The 19,109-nt window shown below is 73.3% G+C and carries 1 protein-coding gene; it reads right to left on the minus strand.

Annotated elements, in window-relative coordinates:
- Positions 1 to 2: 2 nt before the first annotated feature.
- Positions 3 to 19,043: a hypothetical protein gene (locus AC07AB_RS00735; RefSeq protein WP_478557827.1), complete on the minus strand. Its 19,041-nt coding sequence runs from the start codon at positions 19,041 to 19,043 to the stop codon at positions 3 to 5.
- Positions 19,044 to 19,109: the final 66 nt, after the last annotated feature.

Here is a 19,109-nt window from a genome sequence, read left to right on the forward strand (position 1 = left end):
GGCTAGTGGAGCGAGTTCAGCGGGAACCGCGCCCCGCCCGTACCCTCCCGGCAGCGGTCGGCGCTCAGGTTGCCGGCCAGGCCCGGCATCTGGGCCCACGCCGCTTCCCGGATCCCGCGCTGGTCGACCTGCTCCTGACGCGCCTGGCGCACCTCTTCCTGAAGCCCCTGGTGGGTCTGGAAGTCCTGGTCGCGCCGGTCCGTGGCGCGGGTGAGGCCGCGGTCGGCCGTCCGTTCCGCCTGGTCGGCCTCGGCGACCTCCTTGTCGGCGGCGGCGAGCTGCTTCCCGATCCCGTCCGCGTTCGCGGCGGCGCGGTCGGCCGCCTGCTGGGCGACCTCGGCGCGCGCCTGCGCTCCTGTCAACGCCCTTTCGGCAGCGCCCAGTTCGTTGCGCGCGGCGGCCAGGTCCGCCTCAAGATCGGCCTCGGATTCGGCGATGGAGGACGTATCCGACTCGCTGTCCTCCCCCTCCGCCAGGGCCGCCTCGGCCTCCGCCACCGCCCGTTCCGCGCTGGTGACCCGGACCTGGGCCGCCCGCTGGGCCTGCGCCTGGGCACGGGCCGCGCCCTCGGCCTCACCCTGCGCCCGCTGGGCCTCGGCGAGCCGGTCGACGACCGACCGCCGTTGCCGCCGCGCCTCGGTCAGGGCCTCCGCCGTGTCCGTGTGCGCGGTGTCCGCCGCCCCCATCGCGGCGTCTGCGGCGGCGAGTTGGGCCGCGGCCCGTTCCAGCTGGGGCCGCAGCCGCTCCTCGCGGGCGACCGCGTCGGCCTCGGCGGCCACCGCGTCCGTCGCGGCGGTGATGTGCCCGTGTATCCGGTTCCAGGTGTCGGCGGTGGCGCCGGTGGTGTCGGCGAGCGAGCCGTCGGCCGTGAAGGGCCAGAACCGCAGCCCGGTGTTGCCGCGCAGCGCCAGCTCCACCGGCCGCCCCGCCGCCTGGGCGGTGCCGGACCCCACGTACAGGGCGCGGGCCAGCGCCGTGCTGTCCGGGTCGGCGCCCAGGTCGAGCCAGAGCTGGGCGCTGCCCTCCTGCCTGTCCAGTCCGGCGGCCAGTGCGGCGGGCAGCTGGGTGACCGGGTGCGTGAGCCAGTTCCGCAGCGGCGTGTGCGGCTGCTCGTTCAGCATCGCCGGCAGGTCGTAGACCCGGGAGGCGCTGCGCGGCCCGATCACGCCGTAGCCGAGCAGGTCGCGCTCGAAGAGCCGGACGGTGGCCGTGCCGGTGACGTAGCGGGTGCCGCCCGGCCCCGCGACCCGCAGCACCACGTCGACCATCGTCTCGTGGCTGCGGGTGTTGGTCTCGGTCTCGGACCGGGACGTGCCGCCGGTCTTGATGCGGTCCCAGCCGCCGCTGGAGGTCGAGCCGCCGCCGGTGCGGGTGACCGGCTGCTCGCTGAGCGCGGGCACGGTGAAGCCGACCAGGTGCAGGTTGGCCTGGTTGCCGCTCTCGACGGACTGGTAGCCCATGCCCGCGGTCGTGCCCACCGACGAGGAGCTGCCCTGCGATCGCGACCGCACCCGCAGCCGGTCCATGGCGATGTCCTCGGCCTCGGTGAGCGGCCGCGGGTTGTGCAGGCTCACCTGGAGGGCGGGGGCCGCGTCGCGCTCGCCCTCGGCCGGCCAGGCGCCGGGCATGTGGGGCGTCTGCTCCCCGCCCGTGCCCGCCGGGGGAAGGGAGATCTCCCCGGCCTGGATGAGCTCCCCGAGCCGGACCGAGGCGGCCTCCGGCGTGAGGTCGGCCGCCAGGCCCCAGGTGTGGGCGGCCTCCGGCGCGACCGTCCGGATCGCGTCGGCCAGCTCGTGGAAGGCGTTGTACGTGAACACGGGCGTCGCGCCCGTGGGCACCAGCGCGGGCCCGGCCGTGAACGGGGGCCTGCCGAACGGCAGCGGGCCCCGCGCCTGCGCGGAGAGCCGCGGGTCGGCGCCGGTGACCCAGGGCCGGACCGGCGGGGCGATCTGCGTGCGGGGCGGGGTCGTCTCCGAGCCCGCGAACCGCAGCGCCACCGACGCCGGGACCTGCACCGAACGGGCCGGCCGGCCGCGCAGCAGCCGTTGCAGCCGCTGGGCGATCGAGCTGCCCGAGTCCTCGGACAGGGTGATCCAGCCGGCCGCCGCGGCGCCGCCGAGCAGGTCCGGCGGCCAGTTCGGGATCAGCTGGGAGCGCACGGAGCCGGTCAGGGTGTAGCCGACGTCGTCGAAGTCAGCGGCGTTCTCGGTGCGGGTCCAGTGCCGGTCGTCGGCGCTGTTGTCGATCCGCGCGGACCGGGCGGTGGTCCGGGAGGCCGACAGCGTGGGGCCGGTCCGGTCGGTACGTCCGGCCGTGGCGTTCGGGCGCGGGTACCGGGTGATCGGGTTGACCCCCGCCTTCCGGGTGAGGGACGTTCCGTGGGACCGGCCCTCGACGTTCGGCGCGTGGATGCCGAGCTGGTCCAGGCCCGCCCCCTCGCCCGCCGGGCGGCCGCGCATCTGGCGCAGCGCCGCGGACTGGTTCTCCGGCTCGGCGGAGAGGGTGACCTGGAGGAGCCGGGTGCCGCCCGTCGTGGGGTAGCGGTACCACGCGGTGACCGATCCCCGGCCGGGCAGCGCCCGCAGCCGGTCCTGCGAGGTCATGTCGGCGATCTGGGCGCCCAGCCCGGACATGTACGCGGCACTGCCGGGCCGCGTCACGCCGGACGCCTCCCGCTCCAGCAGCGCCAGCAGCTCGTCGTGGAGCCGGTCGCGGACCTCGTTGCGCCGCACCGGGTGGTCGAGCTGGGTGACGTACCGGACGCTGCCGTAGCCCAGCTGCCGGGTCTGCACGAAGTGCTCGGGCAGCGGCAGCGTGTTGGGCGGCGTGGGCGTCGCGGGGATGCCCTGCACACCGGCGAACCAGCGGGCCAGGCCATGCAGATGGCTGTCGGCGATGCTGAACCGCACCGAGCGCGGCAGGTCGACCGCGATCGTGATGTCGCCCCGGCTGCCCATCCCGGCCAGGTGCCCGACGACGTTGCGGGTGCCCCGGCGCAGCGTCAGCAGCAACGTGGCGTCGGCGGTGATCAGATGGTGCCGGCCGGTCTCCACCGGCACCCGCACGACCGAGGTGCTCGTCGACCGCGAATTCCCGTCGTCGACGGTGCGGCTCTGGGCGCCGCGGCCGCTGGGCTGGGCCTGAAGGCCCCGGCTCGGTGGTGTGGGCGCCGACTGGAGCGCGCCGACGCTGCCGCCGTACTCGCGGCTGCTGGTGACGGTGCGCTGCCGCGACCTGGTGTCCGTACTGGACATGTCGCTCTCGCCGTAGGTGGTGAACGACCCGTCGTGGGTGGGGTGGTGCAGGATGCCGCGGATGTCCAGGGACATCTCCTGGTCGGCGGCGAGGCCGGGCAGCACCAGGCCCTCGATGACATACGTGCCGTTGAAGATCTGGTGCGAGCGGCCGATCAGGCTGGAGGTCCGGATCTGCTGGAACAGGGCCTCGGCCGCGAAGGCACCCGAGTCCGTGGGCGCGGCACCCGCCAAATACTCAGCGACCCCGCTGCCCACGGCCCTCACCACACCGGGCAGCTGGCCGGTGGCCGAGTTGACCCACTGGCCGAACGCGTTGGTGGCCGGGTGGCCGGGATAGGTGCCGTTGACGAGCTGCTGGAACGCCCGCTGGATCGCGCCGGTGCCCCGGAAGTCGTCCACGTTCGCGTCGGACGGCAGCCGGATCTGCCCCGGCCGCGGGTTGCCCTCGGCGTCCGTCATCCGCAGCCGCTCGAAGTCGTCGTCCTGCCCGCCGCCGGTGCGGGGCGCGCGGATGACGTCCGGCTCCCGCGGCGCGGGGGCCGGGGTGTCCGCCGGGAGGGTACGGGCGTGCGGCACGGCGAGCGTGATGGTGCCGGGAACCGTCGTCGGGGCGGCGGCCGGTACTGCCGGTGCCACCGGGGCGGTCTGCCCACCCAGTACGCGCGCGGGCACGGTCGGCATGTTCTGCCCGGCCGTTACGGGCGCGGGCAGGACCTGTGCCGGCTGCCGCCCCGTTACGGGCGCGGGCCGGGCCGGGTCCTGGGCGAAGCGCACCAGCGGTTCCGGCGAGGTGCCCTCGTAGAGGTCCAGCCCGAACCGGGCCGGGATCCGGAAGAGTTCGGTGCCGCCCTCCGTGGTGAGGTTGAACTGGTCCGTGGAGACCGAGGTGCCGGCCGTCGAGGAGTTGTCGACCTTCTTGCCGCGGGTGTGGTCAGCGGTCGTGTCCACCGCCCACTTGGCGTCGGGCGTCGCCCAGCGCGGGCCGCCGCCACCGCCCACCGAGCCGCCGAACTGGTTGCCGGTCTGCCGGGAACCGCTCGTCGCGTGGGAGCTGAAGGTCGCGGTCTCCACATTCGGCAGCCGCCGCGCGTGCTCGGGCCGCGGCGCGTCGGTCTCCCCGGGCCGCGGCGTGCGGTCCGGTCCGGCGGTGAACCGCAACTGCACATTGCGCCGGCCGACCATCTCGCCGGGCAGCTGGAACCACGCGCGCCGGCCGCCGTCGACGGCGTCCGTCAGCGCGGTGTCCTGGCCGATCCCCGAACGCAGCTGCTGGAACCGGCGCAGGTTCTCCAGCTGGGCGCGCCTGCGCTGCTCGCTCGAACCGGACCCGCCGCGCTCACGCGACGGCAGGATGCCCTCCTGGCGGAAATGCCGCTCCGCCCGGTCGAACATCTCCTCGGTGCCCTCGACGCCGACGGGCACCGCGGTGAGCCCGATGGACTCGACGTTCTCCAGGTGTCCGGGGAGCCGCCGTGTCTCCTCCTGTGTGGGGGCGTGCCCCTCGGTGACCTCCCGGGGCGGCAGCCGGAGCTGGATGCCCTCCTCCCACGGGCCGAAGGAGCGGGTGATCTCGCCGCCGTCGGCGGGGATGAACGTGACGTCGTACGTGATGTCGGCGGGCACCACCAGGTGGCCGCTGGTCGTGTAGAGGCCGTGCATCAGCGACGAGCTGCTGCCGGTGCTCATCCCGTCGTAGGGCGACCAGGACACCCCGGCCTTGCCGAAGAAACCGCCGCCGTGCCGGGTGCCCGCGGTCGGGTGGCCGGCCGCGGTGTCCGGCGTGAACATCGGGCCGCCGCTGCCGTCCACCCCGATGCCGCTGGTGAGCCGCACCGACTGGTCCACGCCGGAGCTGTGGGTACGCCAGGACTCCAGCGAGAAGCCGTCCGGCGTCCGGACGGACGGATCCCTGGGCCGCAGCCTGGCGGCGATCCGGACCACCCCCACCGCGTCGCCGTCCTCGTCGTACAGCACCGGCGAGTACACGCCGTTGTCGCGCTGCATCGGTACGCTGCCGTGCAGCATCCGCTCGGAGAGGAACTCGGTCAGATCCTGCCGGGAGTCCTCGCCCAGCTCGTTCAGGTCGGCGAAGTCCTCGTGGTCGAGGATCTCGTCCCGCAGCCGACCCGGCTCGACGACGCCATCGACGCCCCACAGCGGGAGGCCGTCCAGCCCGGCGGGCTCCGGCAGCTGCCCCTGGTCGCCCGTGGGGGCGAAGGCCCGGTGCTCCGGGAACCACACGGTCACGGTGCCCTGCGCCCGCTCCGGTCCCCAAGCCGCCTGCGGGTTCCGGTCCGCGTCGGCCCGTACCTGCCACTGGCCCGTGTAGTCCACGGCGTGCGCCGCGTCGCCGGCGCGCTGCACGGTCTTGGTCGACACGCCCTCGCTGACCGTCACGGACTGCGAGATCTGATTGTGCGTCACACTCGCCGAGAGCGTGCCGTCGAACCAGCGCAGCGGGCCCTGCGGGCCCTCGTAGATCCCGATCCACGGGATCGGCACGGTGCGCACGGTGCCGGAGTCCTGGCTGCTGGAGGACGTCTGCCCGCCGTCGCCCGTCCGCTCCACCTTCGTCTTGCGCGGGACCTCGCCCGAGGTGCCGGCGCGCTGGTTCAGCCTGGGTTCGGTCTGCCGCATCCGCACGTCCGCGGTGCGCTCGCGCCCGTCGACGGTGACCGTGACGCGGTGGCCGCGGCTGCTGCGCACGTCCGACAGGTTCCGCGAGATCTCCGACAGGTTGAGCCACTCGGTGAGCTGCGCGCGCACGTCTTCCGCGGCCGCGCTCCCCGGCGTCACGCCCAGTTCCTCCACCACCTGCTGGTACAGGCCGTCGAGGTTGTCCGGGGTCTGCGCCTCGTACAGCACGAGCCCGACCATGCCGTCGTGCCGGGCGCCGTAGCCGAGCACGTACGGGGACAGGGTGCGCGGCGCGGAGTCGTCGCCCTCGCGCGGCGCCGGGGTCTCCTCGAACCCGTCACCGCTGCCCCGGCCGCTGCCGCTTCCCCTGCCGCTGCCGCTGCCGGTGCCGCTGTGGCCCGCCGCTCCTCGGGAACTGCCCTCGCCGGGGTCGGCGGGGCGCATTTCGGTGTCCTCGTTCACGGGCGTGAGGAGGGTGCGCCGCGTGGGGGCGGTGGTGGTCGGCTCCGCGGGGGCGGATGACGTGCTCTTGGACGTAGTGGTCTTGGACGACGTGCTCTTCGGCATCGAACTCTTCGGCTTCGCAGTGGAGGCGGAGGAGCTCTTGGACTTCGAGGAAGAGGTGGGGGTCGCCTTCGGCTTCGAAGAGGTGGCGGAGGAGCTCGTCGACTTCGAGGAAGAGTCAGGCGCGTTCTTCGACTTCGAGGAAGTCCCGGAGGAGCTGCTGGACTTCGTCCGGCTGCGCGACGACTCGGCCGGGGCCGCCGTCGGGCGCGGGTCGGCGCCGAAGAAGACCTCCGGCTGCCCCGAGGAACTGGCGACGGTCGGTTCGGCGGAGCGCCCTCCGGCCGGCGTGCCGAGGGAGCGCGGCACCGTGGACCGGCTCTCGGCGGGGGCCGGAGCCGCGGTCTCCTGGGCCGGCGTTCGGCCCGGCTGCCGGGTCGGCGCGGCGGGCGGAGTCGGCCGGGACGCCTCGGGGGGCTGGGTCGCCGCCCATTCCGCCGTGTAGGGGGGAGGGTCCTGCTGCTGGAAGAGGACGGCCGGGCGGCCGTCGTCGGGCCCGGTCGTCCAGGAGGCGCCGTCCGGCGTCAGTACGGTCAGATTCAGGTTCAGTACGGGCGCGGCGACCGCGAGGGTCAGCCAGTCCGCGTCGCCGGAGCCGGTCCGTACGGTGTGCACGGCCTCGCTCTCGGCGCCGTCGGCAACGAGCGGCACCCCCGTCTCGCCGGGCTCGGTCTGCCCGGTGAGGGCAGGCCACAGCCGGCGCTCCCGCGGGGGCAGGCGCAGGTCGGCGGCGAGCGCGTCGGCGAGGCCGTCCCGCAGCTCTTGCGACCCGGCCGGCCGGACCTGCCCGACCAGGCCGCTGGTCTCCCTCGGAGCGGTGGCGTTCAGCGCGTGCGCCAGCGTGTCCCCGCGGTCGAGGATGTACACCGGCTCCAGACCGCGCTCGACCAGCTGCTCTTCGGGCGAGGGGGCCGGGTGTTCGTTACGGGCGGGTGCGGGCTGCTCGGCCGGGCGCTTCCCCTCGCTGCGGGAGGGCTGCTCCGTACGGGCGGGCTGTTCGTTACGGGGAGTGCGTTCGGTACGCGACGACCGTTCGCTACGGCTCGACCCGCTCGACCGGCTCGGCCGCTCCTCGGTGGTCTCGGGCCGCTCCAGCACCGTGGTCGTGGACGACGTCCGAGGTGCGAAGTGGGTCTCCTCCGGCACGGACTCCTCGCCGGAGCCCTCGCGCTGGAAGAGGCCGGACTCCTCCAAGCCGGAGTCGGTGTGCTGCGAGTGACCCGCCGCGGGCGTCGGCTCCGGCACCGCGGTCTCCGGCTCCAGCTCGCTTTCGGCCCGTGCCCACAGAGCGCGGAACCCCGCCAGGATGTACGGATTGTCCTGGCTGCCGAGGATTCCCGGACGCCCCGGCCCATACAGCCGCCGCAACAGCGGCAGCAGCGCGGGATCGTGCTGCTCGACCCAGTCCGCGCCATTGTTGCGCGGCCTGCCGGTGATGGGGTCGGTGCCGGTGTTGGCGCCCTGGTAGGCGGTGCTGAGCTGGGCGAAGTACTCGTACGCCGTGCTGGAGGAGTAGTTGGGGAAGATTCCGTCGGGCCAGTTCTGGGCGGCGCCGTCGCGCCGCTTGGCCTCGTAGACCTCCGCGATCCGCTCGCGGTCGGCGTCGCTCAGCACCGAGTGGACGGCGTGCGCCCACTCGTGGCGGGCGCTGGAGTAACCGTCCTCGAAGACATCGGCGTGGGGCACACCGATGGTGTCGCCCAGCAGGTTCTCCTCGCCGACCCAGGCGAGCCGGCCGCGGAAGGCTCCGCGTTCCCCGCTCATGGAACGGCCGTGGTCGTTGGCCTCGTCCGGCTCGTGGAACGGGTCGAACGACGTCAGCGGCGTCTCCCGCGGCACGACGACGATCCGCCGCCCCCCGGTCAGCAGAGCAGCCGTCGTGTCCGGGTCGCCGAGCGTGCCGGCGAGCAGGGCCTCGGCCTCCTGTCGGGCCTCTTCCGGCCGTTCCGTGCCCGGCGGGACCACGACCAGCAACTGGGCCGCCACATCCCTGAAGTCCTGCACGGGAAGCGCCTCGCGCAGGCCCCGTACCAACGACTCGTCGGAGGCCAGGGACTCCCGGTCCGACAGCGGCAGCGCGGCCACCACCGCGGCGCGCTCGTCCGGCGCCATGCCGGGCAGCCGGCCCGCCAGGTCGGCCAGGCCGGGAGAGGGCGTGGACGCGGCGGGTACGGGCGCGGCGGGGCGAGCGGTCGTGTCCGTGGTTCCGGTGGTCCGGGCGGGTCCGCTGTTCCCGGTGTTTTCCACGGGACGCTCGGTAGCGGTCCCGTCGGCCGGGGTCGTCTGCGCCGTGGGAGCCACGGCGTCGGTCCCGGGCCGCCTGACGGGCGGCGAGTACTGGGAGTACGCGACCTGTTGCGAGTACGCGGCCTGCTGCGAGTAGTCGATGGGCCAGCCGACCGCCTCCAGACCGCGCCGCTGACGGGCCTGGTTGTAGAGGACCAACGACAAATCCGACAGCCTGGTGGCGCCTTGCACCGTGGTGGCCGGGGTCGCCTGCTCCGGCGAGGGCCCGTAGGCGCGGTTCTCCGTAATGACGACGGGCGGGCTGAGGCGCGGGCTTCCCCCCGCAAAGGGAGGATTGCTCTCCAGATCCAAGAAATTGGTGCGGATCGACAGCGCCTCATGCTGATCGATGAAGCGAGCCGGCTGCTCGACGAGCAGGTTGTCGAGGTACTCGCGGAATGTAGCGGGCTGGACACCCTGCTCGGGCTGCCTCATCCTCCCGTCGAGCAGGGCGTTGCTCGGCCGGGAGGTATGGCTGTTGAAGGTCTGGGTGAAACCTGCCGCCAACGCGTCGGCGTTCGCCTCCAGAAATACCTGGGGTACATATCCGAGACCGGACCGTATCGCGGCGAGGGAGGCGCGCGAGGACGCGACGGTGTAGTCCTTCGGATGGTTCTGTCCCGACTTTCCCCGAATGGTGGCGGCGACCTGCATATAGCCGAGCGTCAGCGCACCACGGAGCTCGTCGGCGTCCCATTCCGTCAGATAGGGGGCATAGTCCGGGTTCTGGTCGAGCCAGCGCTGGAAGGCGCTGCGGGCGTTCCTGCCGAATTCGATGGCCGCGTCCGCGTCGTTGCGGGCGGCCTGGGTCGGCGGAGTATTCCCCTGGGTGTTCGCCTTTACGTGCCGGATGTACTCGACGAGTTCACTGAGCGGCGACGTCGCGGTGTGGTGCACCAGCATGTGGTCCGTGCTGCGCGAGTTGATCCTGATCCGCAGATCGACTGCGAGCGTATCGACGTCGTATCCGAGCGAGGCGGGGAAAAGCTGGCCCAGCTTGATGCTCCTCTCCGGCGTGACCCGCCGGAGAATCTGCAACACCTGCTCGAAAGCCGCGATCACATCGGCGCGCTCCGCCCGGCCGTCGACCGTGCCGCCCTGGAGTCCGCGGGACGGACTCGTGACGATCTCCAGGATCGGTACCCCGGCGAACTTGTCCAGGGTGATGGCCAGCAACCCCGGCAGCGTAACGACGTCGCCGTACTCCGCGTGATCGTCTTCGGCGGCCAAGCCCACCTGGTAGTGGCGCAGTTCGGCCTCGAAGCCGTCGGCCGGACCGTAACCGGTGACCAGGGGCCGGCGTGCGGGAACGGGAACCAGCGGCACCAACTGGCTGCCGCTCGCCGGCGCGGCGGGCCGCTGCGAGGACGGCCCCGCCTGGGCGGCGGGCTGCGCTTCGAACTCCCCCAGCCGACTGTTGACCGCCCTCCGCAGCTGACTCACCACCTCCCAGCGGTGGCTGCTCCGCGACTTGCCGGCCCGCCAGTTGTCCACCGCCGAGAGCACACGCCGCAGATGCCGCTCCTGCGGGCTGTCCGGCAGCCGCCGCACAGCGTCATCGATCGCACGCAACTCCTCCGAACGCTTCTTGCCCGAAGCGGAGGAAAGCCGCTCCCAGTCAAGGATCGGATCGCTACCGCCATGACGGCGGCTCGGAGGCGCGTGGTGGGTTTCGTTTGCTGCGGGTTGGACGGACTGGTGGGTACGGGCGGGCTGCTGATCCGGCTTGGACTGCGCGGGCTCCTCCGCCGGGAGCTTCTGCTCGCTGCGGGCGGGCTGCTCCGTACGGGCGGGCTGTTCGGTGCTCGACGACCGTTCGCTATGGGAAGGCCGGTTCGGCCGCTCCTCGGTGGTCTCGGGCCGTTCCAGGACCGTAGTGGTCGACGTCCCAGGCGCGAAGTGGGTCTCCTCCGACACGGCCTCCTCGTCGGAGCCCTCCCGGTGGAAGATGCCGGACTCGTCCAAGCCGGAGTCGACGTGCGGCGAGTGCCCCGCCCCGGACGTCGGCTGCTGATGCGCCGCGGTCTCCAGTTCCAGTTCGCTCTCGGCCCGGGCCCACAGGGCGCGGAACCCCGCCAGGATGTACGGGTTGTCCTGGCTGCCGAGGATCGCCGGCCGCCCCGGCCCGTACAGCCGTTGCAACAGCGGCAGCAGCTCAGGGTCATGCTGCTCGACCCAGTCCGAACCGTTGTTACGCGCCTGGCCGGTGCTCGGGTCGGTGCCGGTGTTGGCGCCGAGGTAGGCGGTGCTGAGCTGGGCGAAGTACTCGCTCTCCGTGCTGGAGGAGTAGTTGGGGAAGACACCGTCCGGCCAGTTCGCGGCAGCGCCCTCGCGCATCTTGGCCTGGTAGACATCCGCGACCCACGCCCGGTCGGCAGGGCTCAGCACCGAGCGAACGGCGTGAGCCCACTCGTGACGGGCACTGGAATAGCCGTCCTCGAAGACATCGGCGTGCGGCACGGCGACGGTGTCGCCCAGCAGGTTCTCCTCGCCGACCCACGCGAGCCGGCCGCGGAAGACCCCACGCTCGGCGGCGACCGAACGCCCCTGGTCGTGGGCCTCGTTCGGCTCGTGGAACGGATCGAAGGACGTCAGCGGCGTGTCCCGAGCCACGACGACCAGCCGCCGCCCCCCGGTCAGCAGAGCCGCCGTGGTGTCCGGATCGCCCAGCATCCCGGCGAGCAGGCCCTCGGCCTCCCGCCGGGCGTCCTCCGGCTGATCCGTCCCCGACGGGACCACGACCAGCAACTGAGCCGCCAAGTCCGTGAAGCCCTGCGCGGAAAGGGCGTCGCCCAAGCCCCGTATCAGCGTCTCGTCGGTAGCCAGCGCCTCCCGGTCGGGCAGGGGCAGCGCGGCCACCGCGGCGGCGCGCTCGTCCGGCGCCATGGCCGGCAGCCGACCCGCGAGGTCGGCCAGACCGGGAGAGGGCGCGGCCGCAGCGGGAACGGGCGCGACGGACCCCGGGGTGGCCGCCGGGGCCCCGGCGGTCTGAACCGGACCGCTGTTCCCGGTGGTCCGAGCGGGACGCTCGTTGGTCCCGTCGGGCGTGGTCGGCTGCGAAGCGTGGGCTCCGGCGTCGTCGGCGGACGGCCTGACGGGCGGAGAGTACGCACTCTGCTGCCCGTAGGGCTCGGCGGCGATGGGATAGCCGACCATCTCCAGGCCGCGCCGCCGACGGGCCTGGTTGTAGAGGCCCAGGGAGAAATCCGACAGCCTGGTGGCGCCTTCCACGGTGGTGTCCGGCGTCGCCTGCTCCGGCGGCGGCGCGTAGGCGCGGTTCTCCGTCAGGACGACGGGCGGACTGATACGCGGAGTTCCCCCCTGGTAGATGGGGTTGCTCTCCAATTCCCAGGAGTTGGTGCGAATGTACAGCGCCTCGTCCTGGTCGATGAAGCGCTCCGGCTGCTCGACGAGCAGATTGTAGAGATACTGGCGGAACGTTCCGGGCTCGTGCCCCGCGCTGCGCCGCTTCATCGTCTCGTCGAGCAGATTGTCTTGCGGCCGGGAAGTATGGCTGTTGAAGACCTGGGTGAAAGCGGCCGCTATCCCATCCGCGTTCTCCGCCAGGAACGCCTGGGGTACGGGCCCGAGGCCGGACCGTATCGCGGCGAGAGAGGCGCGGGAGGATGCGACGGTGTATTCCTTCGGGAGCGCCCCTCCCGTCTTCCCCTGAATGGCCGCGGCGACCTGCATATAGCCGAGCGTCAGCGCGCCGCGCAGCTCGTCGGTGTCCCATTCCGTCAGATAGGCGGCCTGATCCGGGTGCTGGCCGAGCCAGCTCCGAAACGCGTCGCGGGCGTTCCGGCCGAATTCGATGGCCGTTTCCGCGTCACGGCGGGCGGTCTGGAGCGGCGGCGCGCTCGGTTGCGTGTGCTTCCTCACGTGCCGGATGTACTCGACGAGTTCGCTGAGCGGCGCCGAAGCGGTGTGGTGCACCAGGATGTTGGCCGTGCTGTGCGGGTTGATCCTGACCGGCAGATCGACTGCGAGCGGGTCGACTTCGTATCCGAGCGACGCGGGGAACAGCCGCCCCAGCTTGATGCTCCGGCCCGAGGTGACCTTCCCCAGGAGTGCCACCACTTGGCGGAACGCCGCGATCACATCGGCGCGTTCGGCCCGACCGTCGGGGTACCCGCCCTGCAGCCCGCGGGACGGGTCCGTGACGATCTCCAGGATCGGCACCCCGCCGAACCGGTCCAGGGTGATCTTCAGCAGACCCGGCAGCGTGACGACGTCGCCGTACGCCCCGTGATCGTCTCCGGCGGCCAGAACCACCTGGTAGCCGCGCAACTCGGCCTCGAAGCCATCGGCCGGGGCATAACCGCTGACCTGGGGCTGACGCGGGGGAACAGGGACCAGCGGCACCATCTGGGAGCTGCTCGCGGGCGCGGCGGCGGCCGGGCGCGACGAGGGCCCCGCCTCGGCGGCGGGCTGCGCTTCGAGCTCCCCCAGCCGGCTGTTGACCGCCCTTCGCAGCTGGCTCACCACTTCCCAGCGGTGACTGCTCCGCGACTTGACGGCCCGCCAGGCTTCCACCGCGTTGAGCACCCGCCGCAGGTCCCGCTCCCCCGGAGGCGAGTGCAGCCGCCGCACGGCGTCGTCGATCGCCCGCAGCTCGTCGGAGCGCCGCTTCCCCGAGGCGGAGGAGAGCCGTTCCCAGTCGCGGATCGGGTCGGTCCCGCCCTGGCGGCGGGACGGCGGTGCGAAGTGGGTTTCCTCGTCTTCGGGCTGAGCGGACTGGTGGGTACGTTCGGGCTGCTCGGTGTGTGAGGTCGACGGGGTCGCCGAGGTCTGCGGGGTCTCCGGGGCCTTCGGAGTCTGCGGGGCCTTCGGAGTCTGCTGCGGCTGCTCGGGCCGTATGCCCTGGGGCCTTGTCACGGGCTCCCGGGCCGGGACGAGGGTGTTCAGCAGGTCCCGCGCCGGGAGGTGACCGCCGCGCAGATGCTCGGCGGCGACCAGGTCCACGACCTCTTCCGGCCGTGCCACGACGCCGAGCGGATTCTCACCCGGCGCGACGTGCCCGATACGGGCCCACACTTCATGGCCGGCCCACTGGAGGGACTCCTCCCGGCGGTCCTGGGGCACGGCGGGGTCGTTGAGTCGCTCCTGTGCGGCGTCGATGTCGAACCGGGCCGCGCCCGGGTGCCGGTGCGAGGGGGCGGGGGCGGGGGCGCCCGCTGCGGGCTCCTTGCCCTTCGCGGACTGCTCGCCCGCGGTAGGCGTCTTGTCCGTCGTCGGGGCTACGCCGGGTTCCTGCTGCCCGCTCGTGCCCGTACGCGGGTCCGTACCGGGGCTGCCCGTCGTCCCGACCGCCGGGGGGTACTGCGTGCCCGGCGTGGTGGTCGGCTCGTCCAGGTGGTCGGCGGGACCGGTCCGGCCGACCGTGGCGGAGGGCGTCGGCGTTGCCGCGTCCGTACCGGCGACCGGCTGGTGACCGGTCGCCGGACCGTGCGGCGGCGGTACGGGCAGGGACGGCGTGGGCTCGTGAGCCGGGCCGCTCGACGTGGTGCCCGTACGCTTCCCGCCGTGCTCCGAGGTGCCGCCCTTCGCCGTGTTGGTGTTCGTGCCCTTGCCGGCGTTCGTACCGGCTCCGGAACGACTCCCGCTGCCGCTGCCGCTGCCGTGGGACTGCGTCTCGACTTGGGTGGTGCTGCTGTTGCCGTGGTTGGGGCGCAGGCCGCCACCGGCTTCGCCGGAGCCCTTGCCGCCGGTGCCCGGCCGTCCGCCGGGGACGTCGTCGAGCGTGGCGGGCCGGCCGCCGTAACCGGGTTCCTTACGCGTCGGCGGCTTGGGGGCCCCGCCCAGCGGGTTGCCCGCTCCCTTGTCGCCCGACGCGCGCTCCGCACGCTCCGGACGCGGCTCGTTGTGACCGAACGGGTCCTTCTGGCCCCCGCCGAGCGCCTTGCCCGGACCGGCGAACGGGTCCCTGCCGACCGTGTCGCCCGGCCTGCCGCCGACCTTGTCGCCCCCGCCCAAGTCGCCCTCGACAGGGCGGTTGTAGTGGGTCGCGGGATAGTCGTGGCCCCGCCCGGTCGGCTGAGCCTGCGCCGGCCCGTTGGTCCGGCCGTCGGGGTGCGGCTCCTTCCAGATTCCGTTGGGGTCCGGCTTCCCGCCGTCCAGCCGACGCCCCGGATTCTCCATCGGATTGCCGCTCCGACCACCGGAGCCCGCATCGTCCCCTGTCTCGCCAGGGTCCCGCGCCGGTACTCCCTGCGTGTCCTCCGTCTTACCGTCCAGCCGACGCCCCGGATTCTCCATCGGATTGCCGCTCCGACCACCGGAGCCCGCATCGTCCCCCGTGTTACCGGGGTCCCGCGCCGGTACTCCCTGCGTGTTCTCCGTCTTACCGTCCAGCCGACGCCCCGGATTCTCCATCGGGTTATTGCTCCGGCCACCGGAGCCCGCATCGTCCCCCGTCCTGTCAGGGTCCTGCACCCGCACGCCATGCGGGTTGTCCCCCGAACCGCCCAACCGGTGTCCCGGGCCGGAGAAGTTGTCCTTGCCTTCGCCGGGCTGGACGGACTGGTGGGTCCGGGCGGGCTGCTCGGTGTGGGGCGTCGATGAGGCCGGTGGGGTCGACTTGGGCTGTGCGGGCTGCTCGTTCTGCCGGGGCTGCTGGGACTGTGCGGGCTGCTGGGCCGGGGCGGACTGGCCGGGTTGTACGGCCTGCGGCCCCGTTACGGGCTCCCGGCTCGGGACGAGGGTGTTCAGCAGGTCCCTCGCCGGGAGGTGACCGCCGCGCAGGTGCTCGGCGGCGACCAGGTCCACGACCTCACCGGGCTGCGCGACGACGCCGAGCGGATTCTCATCCGGCGCGACGTGCCCGATACGGGCCCACACCTCGTCCTCGGCCCACTGGAGGGACTCCTCCCGGCGGTCCTCGGGCACGGCCGGGTCGTTGAGCCGCTCATGCGCGGCGTCGATGTCGAACCGCGCCGCGCCCGGATGCCGGTGCGAGGGGGCAGGAGCACCCGCTGCGGGCTCCTTGCCCTTCGCGGGCTGCTCGCCCGCGGCAGGCGTCTTGTCCGTCGCCGCGGGTTTCGGCTGGGGCCGCTCCAGCACCGCGTCCTGCGTCTGGCGGCGCCCGCCGGACGGCGGCGCCTGCTCGGGCGCCGGGCCGTCGTCGCCCAGGTGCTCGCCTCCGCGGTCGCCGCGACCGGTGCCGGTGTCGGTGCGGCCGGAGCCCTTGGCGTTGCCGGAGCCGCGATCGCCCCGGCCGCCGTGCCCGCCCTGCGGCTCGCCCTTGTTGCCCGGTTCCCCGAACTCATTCGAGCGGCCCTCACCGAGCGTCTTCTCATTGCCCGGACGCAGCTTTCCAGGGGTCCCCGGCGACTCGGTGTTCGTGCCCTTGCCGGAGTTCGTACCGGCTCCGGAACGGCTGCCGCTGCCGCTGCCGTGGGACTGCGTCTCGACGTGGGTGGTGCTGCTGTTGCCGTGGTTGGGGCGCAGACCGCCGCCGGCTTCGCCGGAGCCCTTGCCGCCGGTGCCCGGCCGCCCGCCGGGGACGTCGTCGAGCGTGGCGGGCCGGCCGCCGTAACCGGGTTCCTTACGCGTCGGCGGCTTGGGGGCCCCGCCCAGCGGGGAGCCCTCGCCCTTGTCGCCCGTCCCGCGCTCCGGACGCGGCTCGTTGTGGCCGAACGGGTCCTTCTGGCCCCCGCCGAGCGCCTTGCCCGGACCGGCGAACGGGTCCCTGCCGACCGCGTCAGCGGACTTGGCACCGCCGTCCGTGCCCTCGGCGGGACGGTTGTGTTCGTTCGCGGGGTAGTCGTAACCCCGACCGGTCGGCTGCGCCTTCGCGGACCCATTGGTCCGGCCGTCGGGGTGCGGCTCCTTCCAGATCCCGTCGGAATCCGGCTTTCCGCCGCCCAGGCGGTGTCCCGGATTGGCCATCGGGTCCCGGCCCGAGCCGCCCAGTTCCTCCGGCCGGCCATTGGTGGTCGTGGCCGGGTAGTCATGGCCGCGGCCGGTCGGCTGAGCCTTCACGGGACCGCCGCCCTCGGACTTCGACCCCGGGCCCGGGAACGGATTCTCGCCCCCGCCGCCCAGCCGGTGCCCCGGATCGGCGAACGCGTCCCGCCCCGGACCGCCGGAATGGGAGCCGTCGCCCACCTCGTCAGGCTTGCCGTTGGTGGTCGTGGCCGGATAGTCGTGGCCCCGGCCGGTCGGCTGGGCCTTCGCCGGCCCATGGGTTCCGTCGCCGGGCTGCGGCTCCTTCCACACCCCTTCCGGGTCCGGCTTTCCGCCGCCCAGCCGCTGCCCCGGATTGGCCATCGGGTCGCGCCCGGACCCTCCGGAATGGGAGTTGTCCTCGGTCTTTCCCGGGTCCTGCGCTTTCGTTCCGTGCGGGTTGTTCCCCGGGCCGCCCAGCCGTTGTCCGGGATTGGCCATCGGGTCCCGTCCGGTACCACGGGAATTCGCGTCGTCCCCGGTCGTGCCGGGCTCGTTCGCCCGCGTCTCGTGCGGGTTGTTCCCCGGCCCGCCCAAGCGGTGCCCCGGACTGGAGAAGTTGTCCTTGCCGCCGCTGGGCTGCCGGTTGTCGTTCGTGGCCGGGTGGTCGTAGCCACGGCCCTCATGCGTCTCACGGGGCTGAGCCGGCGGGGCGGCCGGCTTGTCGTTGTGACTGTTGTTGCTGTTGTTGCTGTTGGTGTCCCGAGGAGCCCCCTCGCCCGGCTCCGGGTGACGCCCTATCGGCGCGCCGCCGTTCTCGCCCGAACGGCCGTCGCCGGTCCTGTTCCCGCCCGTACGCCCCTCGCCCGGCGGGACCTTCGAACCGGTCTCGCCCGTCGTGTTCTTGTGGCTGTTGGCCGGCGGGTTCGACACCGGGCCGCTGCCGTCGGACCGGTTGCCGTCGGACCGGTTGCCGTCGGAGCCGTTGCCTCCCCCGGTCTCGCCCGTCGTGTTCTTGTGGCTGTTGCTCGGCGGGTTCGACACCGGAGCACCGTCATCCGCCCGGTTGCCGTGCGAACCGTTCCCGCCGCCGGCCCCGTCCTTACGGCTGCTGCCCGGCGGATTGGTCACCGGGGCACTGCCGTCGGCCCGCTTGCCGCTCGAACCGTTACCGCCGCCGGTCACCCCCTTCTGCCCGCTGACCGGCGGATTCTCCACCGGCGCACCGTTCCCGGTCCGGTTGCCGTTCGCACCGTTCCCGCCGCCCCCGGCCACCCCCTTCTGCCCGTTGACCGGCGGGTTCGGCGCGGGAGCGGCGTGCTTGGCGCCCTCCCCGGCCGGACCGGAGCCGGGCTGCACGTGCTTCGTCGAGTTGCCCGAACCGGGCTGCTTCGCCGGCGGGGCCGACGTGGGAGGCGGCGCCGACGTGGTGTTCTCGTGCTTCACGGACGGGTTGGGCCTGCCGACGTTTCCGGAGCGTCCGTCGCCTGCGGGCCCGCTGCTGGTGGGGTGGCTCTCCTGGCCGGAGACGCCCTTGCCGGCGACCGGGCCGGAGCCGGGAGTGTCGCCCTTGCCCGGACCGACGTTGAGCGGCGCCTGGTGGCCGCCGCCGCCCAGCTTGCCGGGCGGGGGGCTGACGACGCTCTTTCCGCCGCCACCGCCCGGCAGCGGGTTGCCGCCCGTCGGATGGGCCTTGGGCGGGTTCTCGATCGGTGTGTTGTGGGTTTTCGGGGTGGGGCCGGGCTTCACCGGATGCGGGTGGTAGCGGAAACCCGCCCCCAGACCGCCCCCGATGGCGCCGAAGGCGCCGCCGATGCCGATGCTCCACGCCTCCATGCCCCAGTCGACGTCGTAATCCGTGCCGGCGATGGCCGCGCCCACCTCGCCGAGCGCGACATCGATGCCGAGGGCGGACGCCGCGCCGAGGACGGCGCCGCCGCCGATGGCGACGATCGTGGTGCCCAGGCTGCCGAGGCGGGCCGCCATCTGGCTCAGGATGGGCAGCAGTCGGGCCAGCACCTGGCCGATGATCGTCAGCAGGCTGCCGAGCAGTGGCCCGACGGCGAAGAACACGGCCCCCAGGAGCGCGCCGAGGATGTCGGCCCACATGGCGGCGTTGAGCTTCTTCGCGTACTCCTCGGCCGCCTTGTGCAGTTCCTCGCCGTAGCGGTTGATCGTCTGGCCGATGGTCCAGGCGGTCTCGGCGGCGCTGTCGATGACCGGGGCGACCCCCTCGCTCCACGCCCGCTTGGCCTCCGTGCCGGCGGTGCCGGTCATGCCGAGCGAACCGGCCTGGGTGTCGACGGCTACCCGACGCTCGTGGAGATCGTCCCCGAGCTGGATCCACGCGTTCCCCAGCGCGTAGATGTCGTCGATCTTGATGGTGTCGAGTACGGAATCCGCGTTAGCCATGGTCGGGGTCGCCCTCCTTGGGCGTACTGCCGCTTCTCAGACGGTCGCTGATCAAGCTTCGTGCTG

This window comes from Streptomyces sp. NPDC044033 (assembly GCF_056434425.1).

What these genes read in the sequence shown, in the direction of transcription:
- AC07AB_RS00735 (WP_478557827.1), bottom strand. Translation starts at nt 19,043, where the DNA reads ATGGCTAACGCGGATTCCGTACTCGACACCATCAAGATCGACGACATC.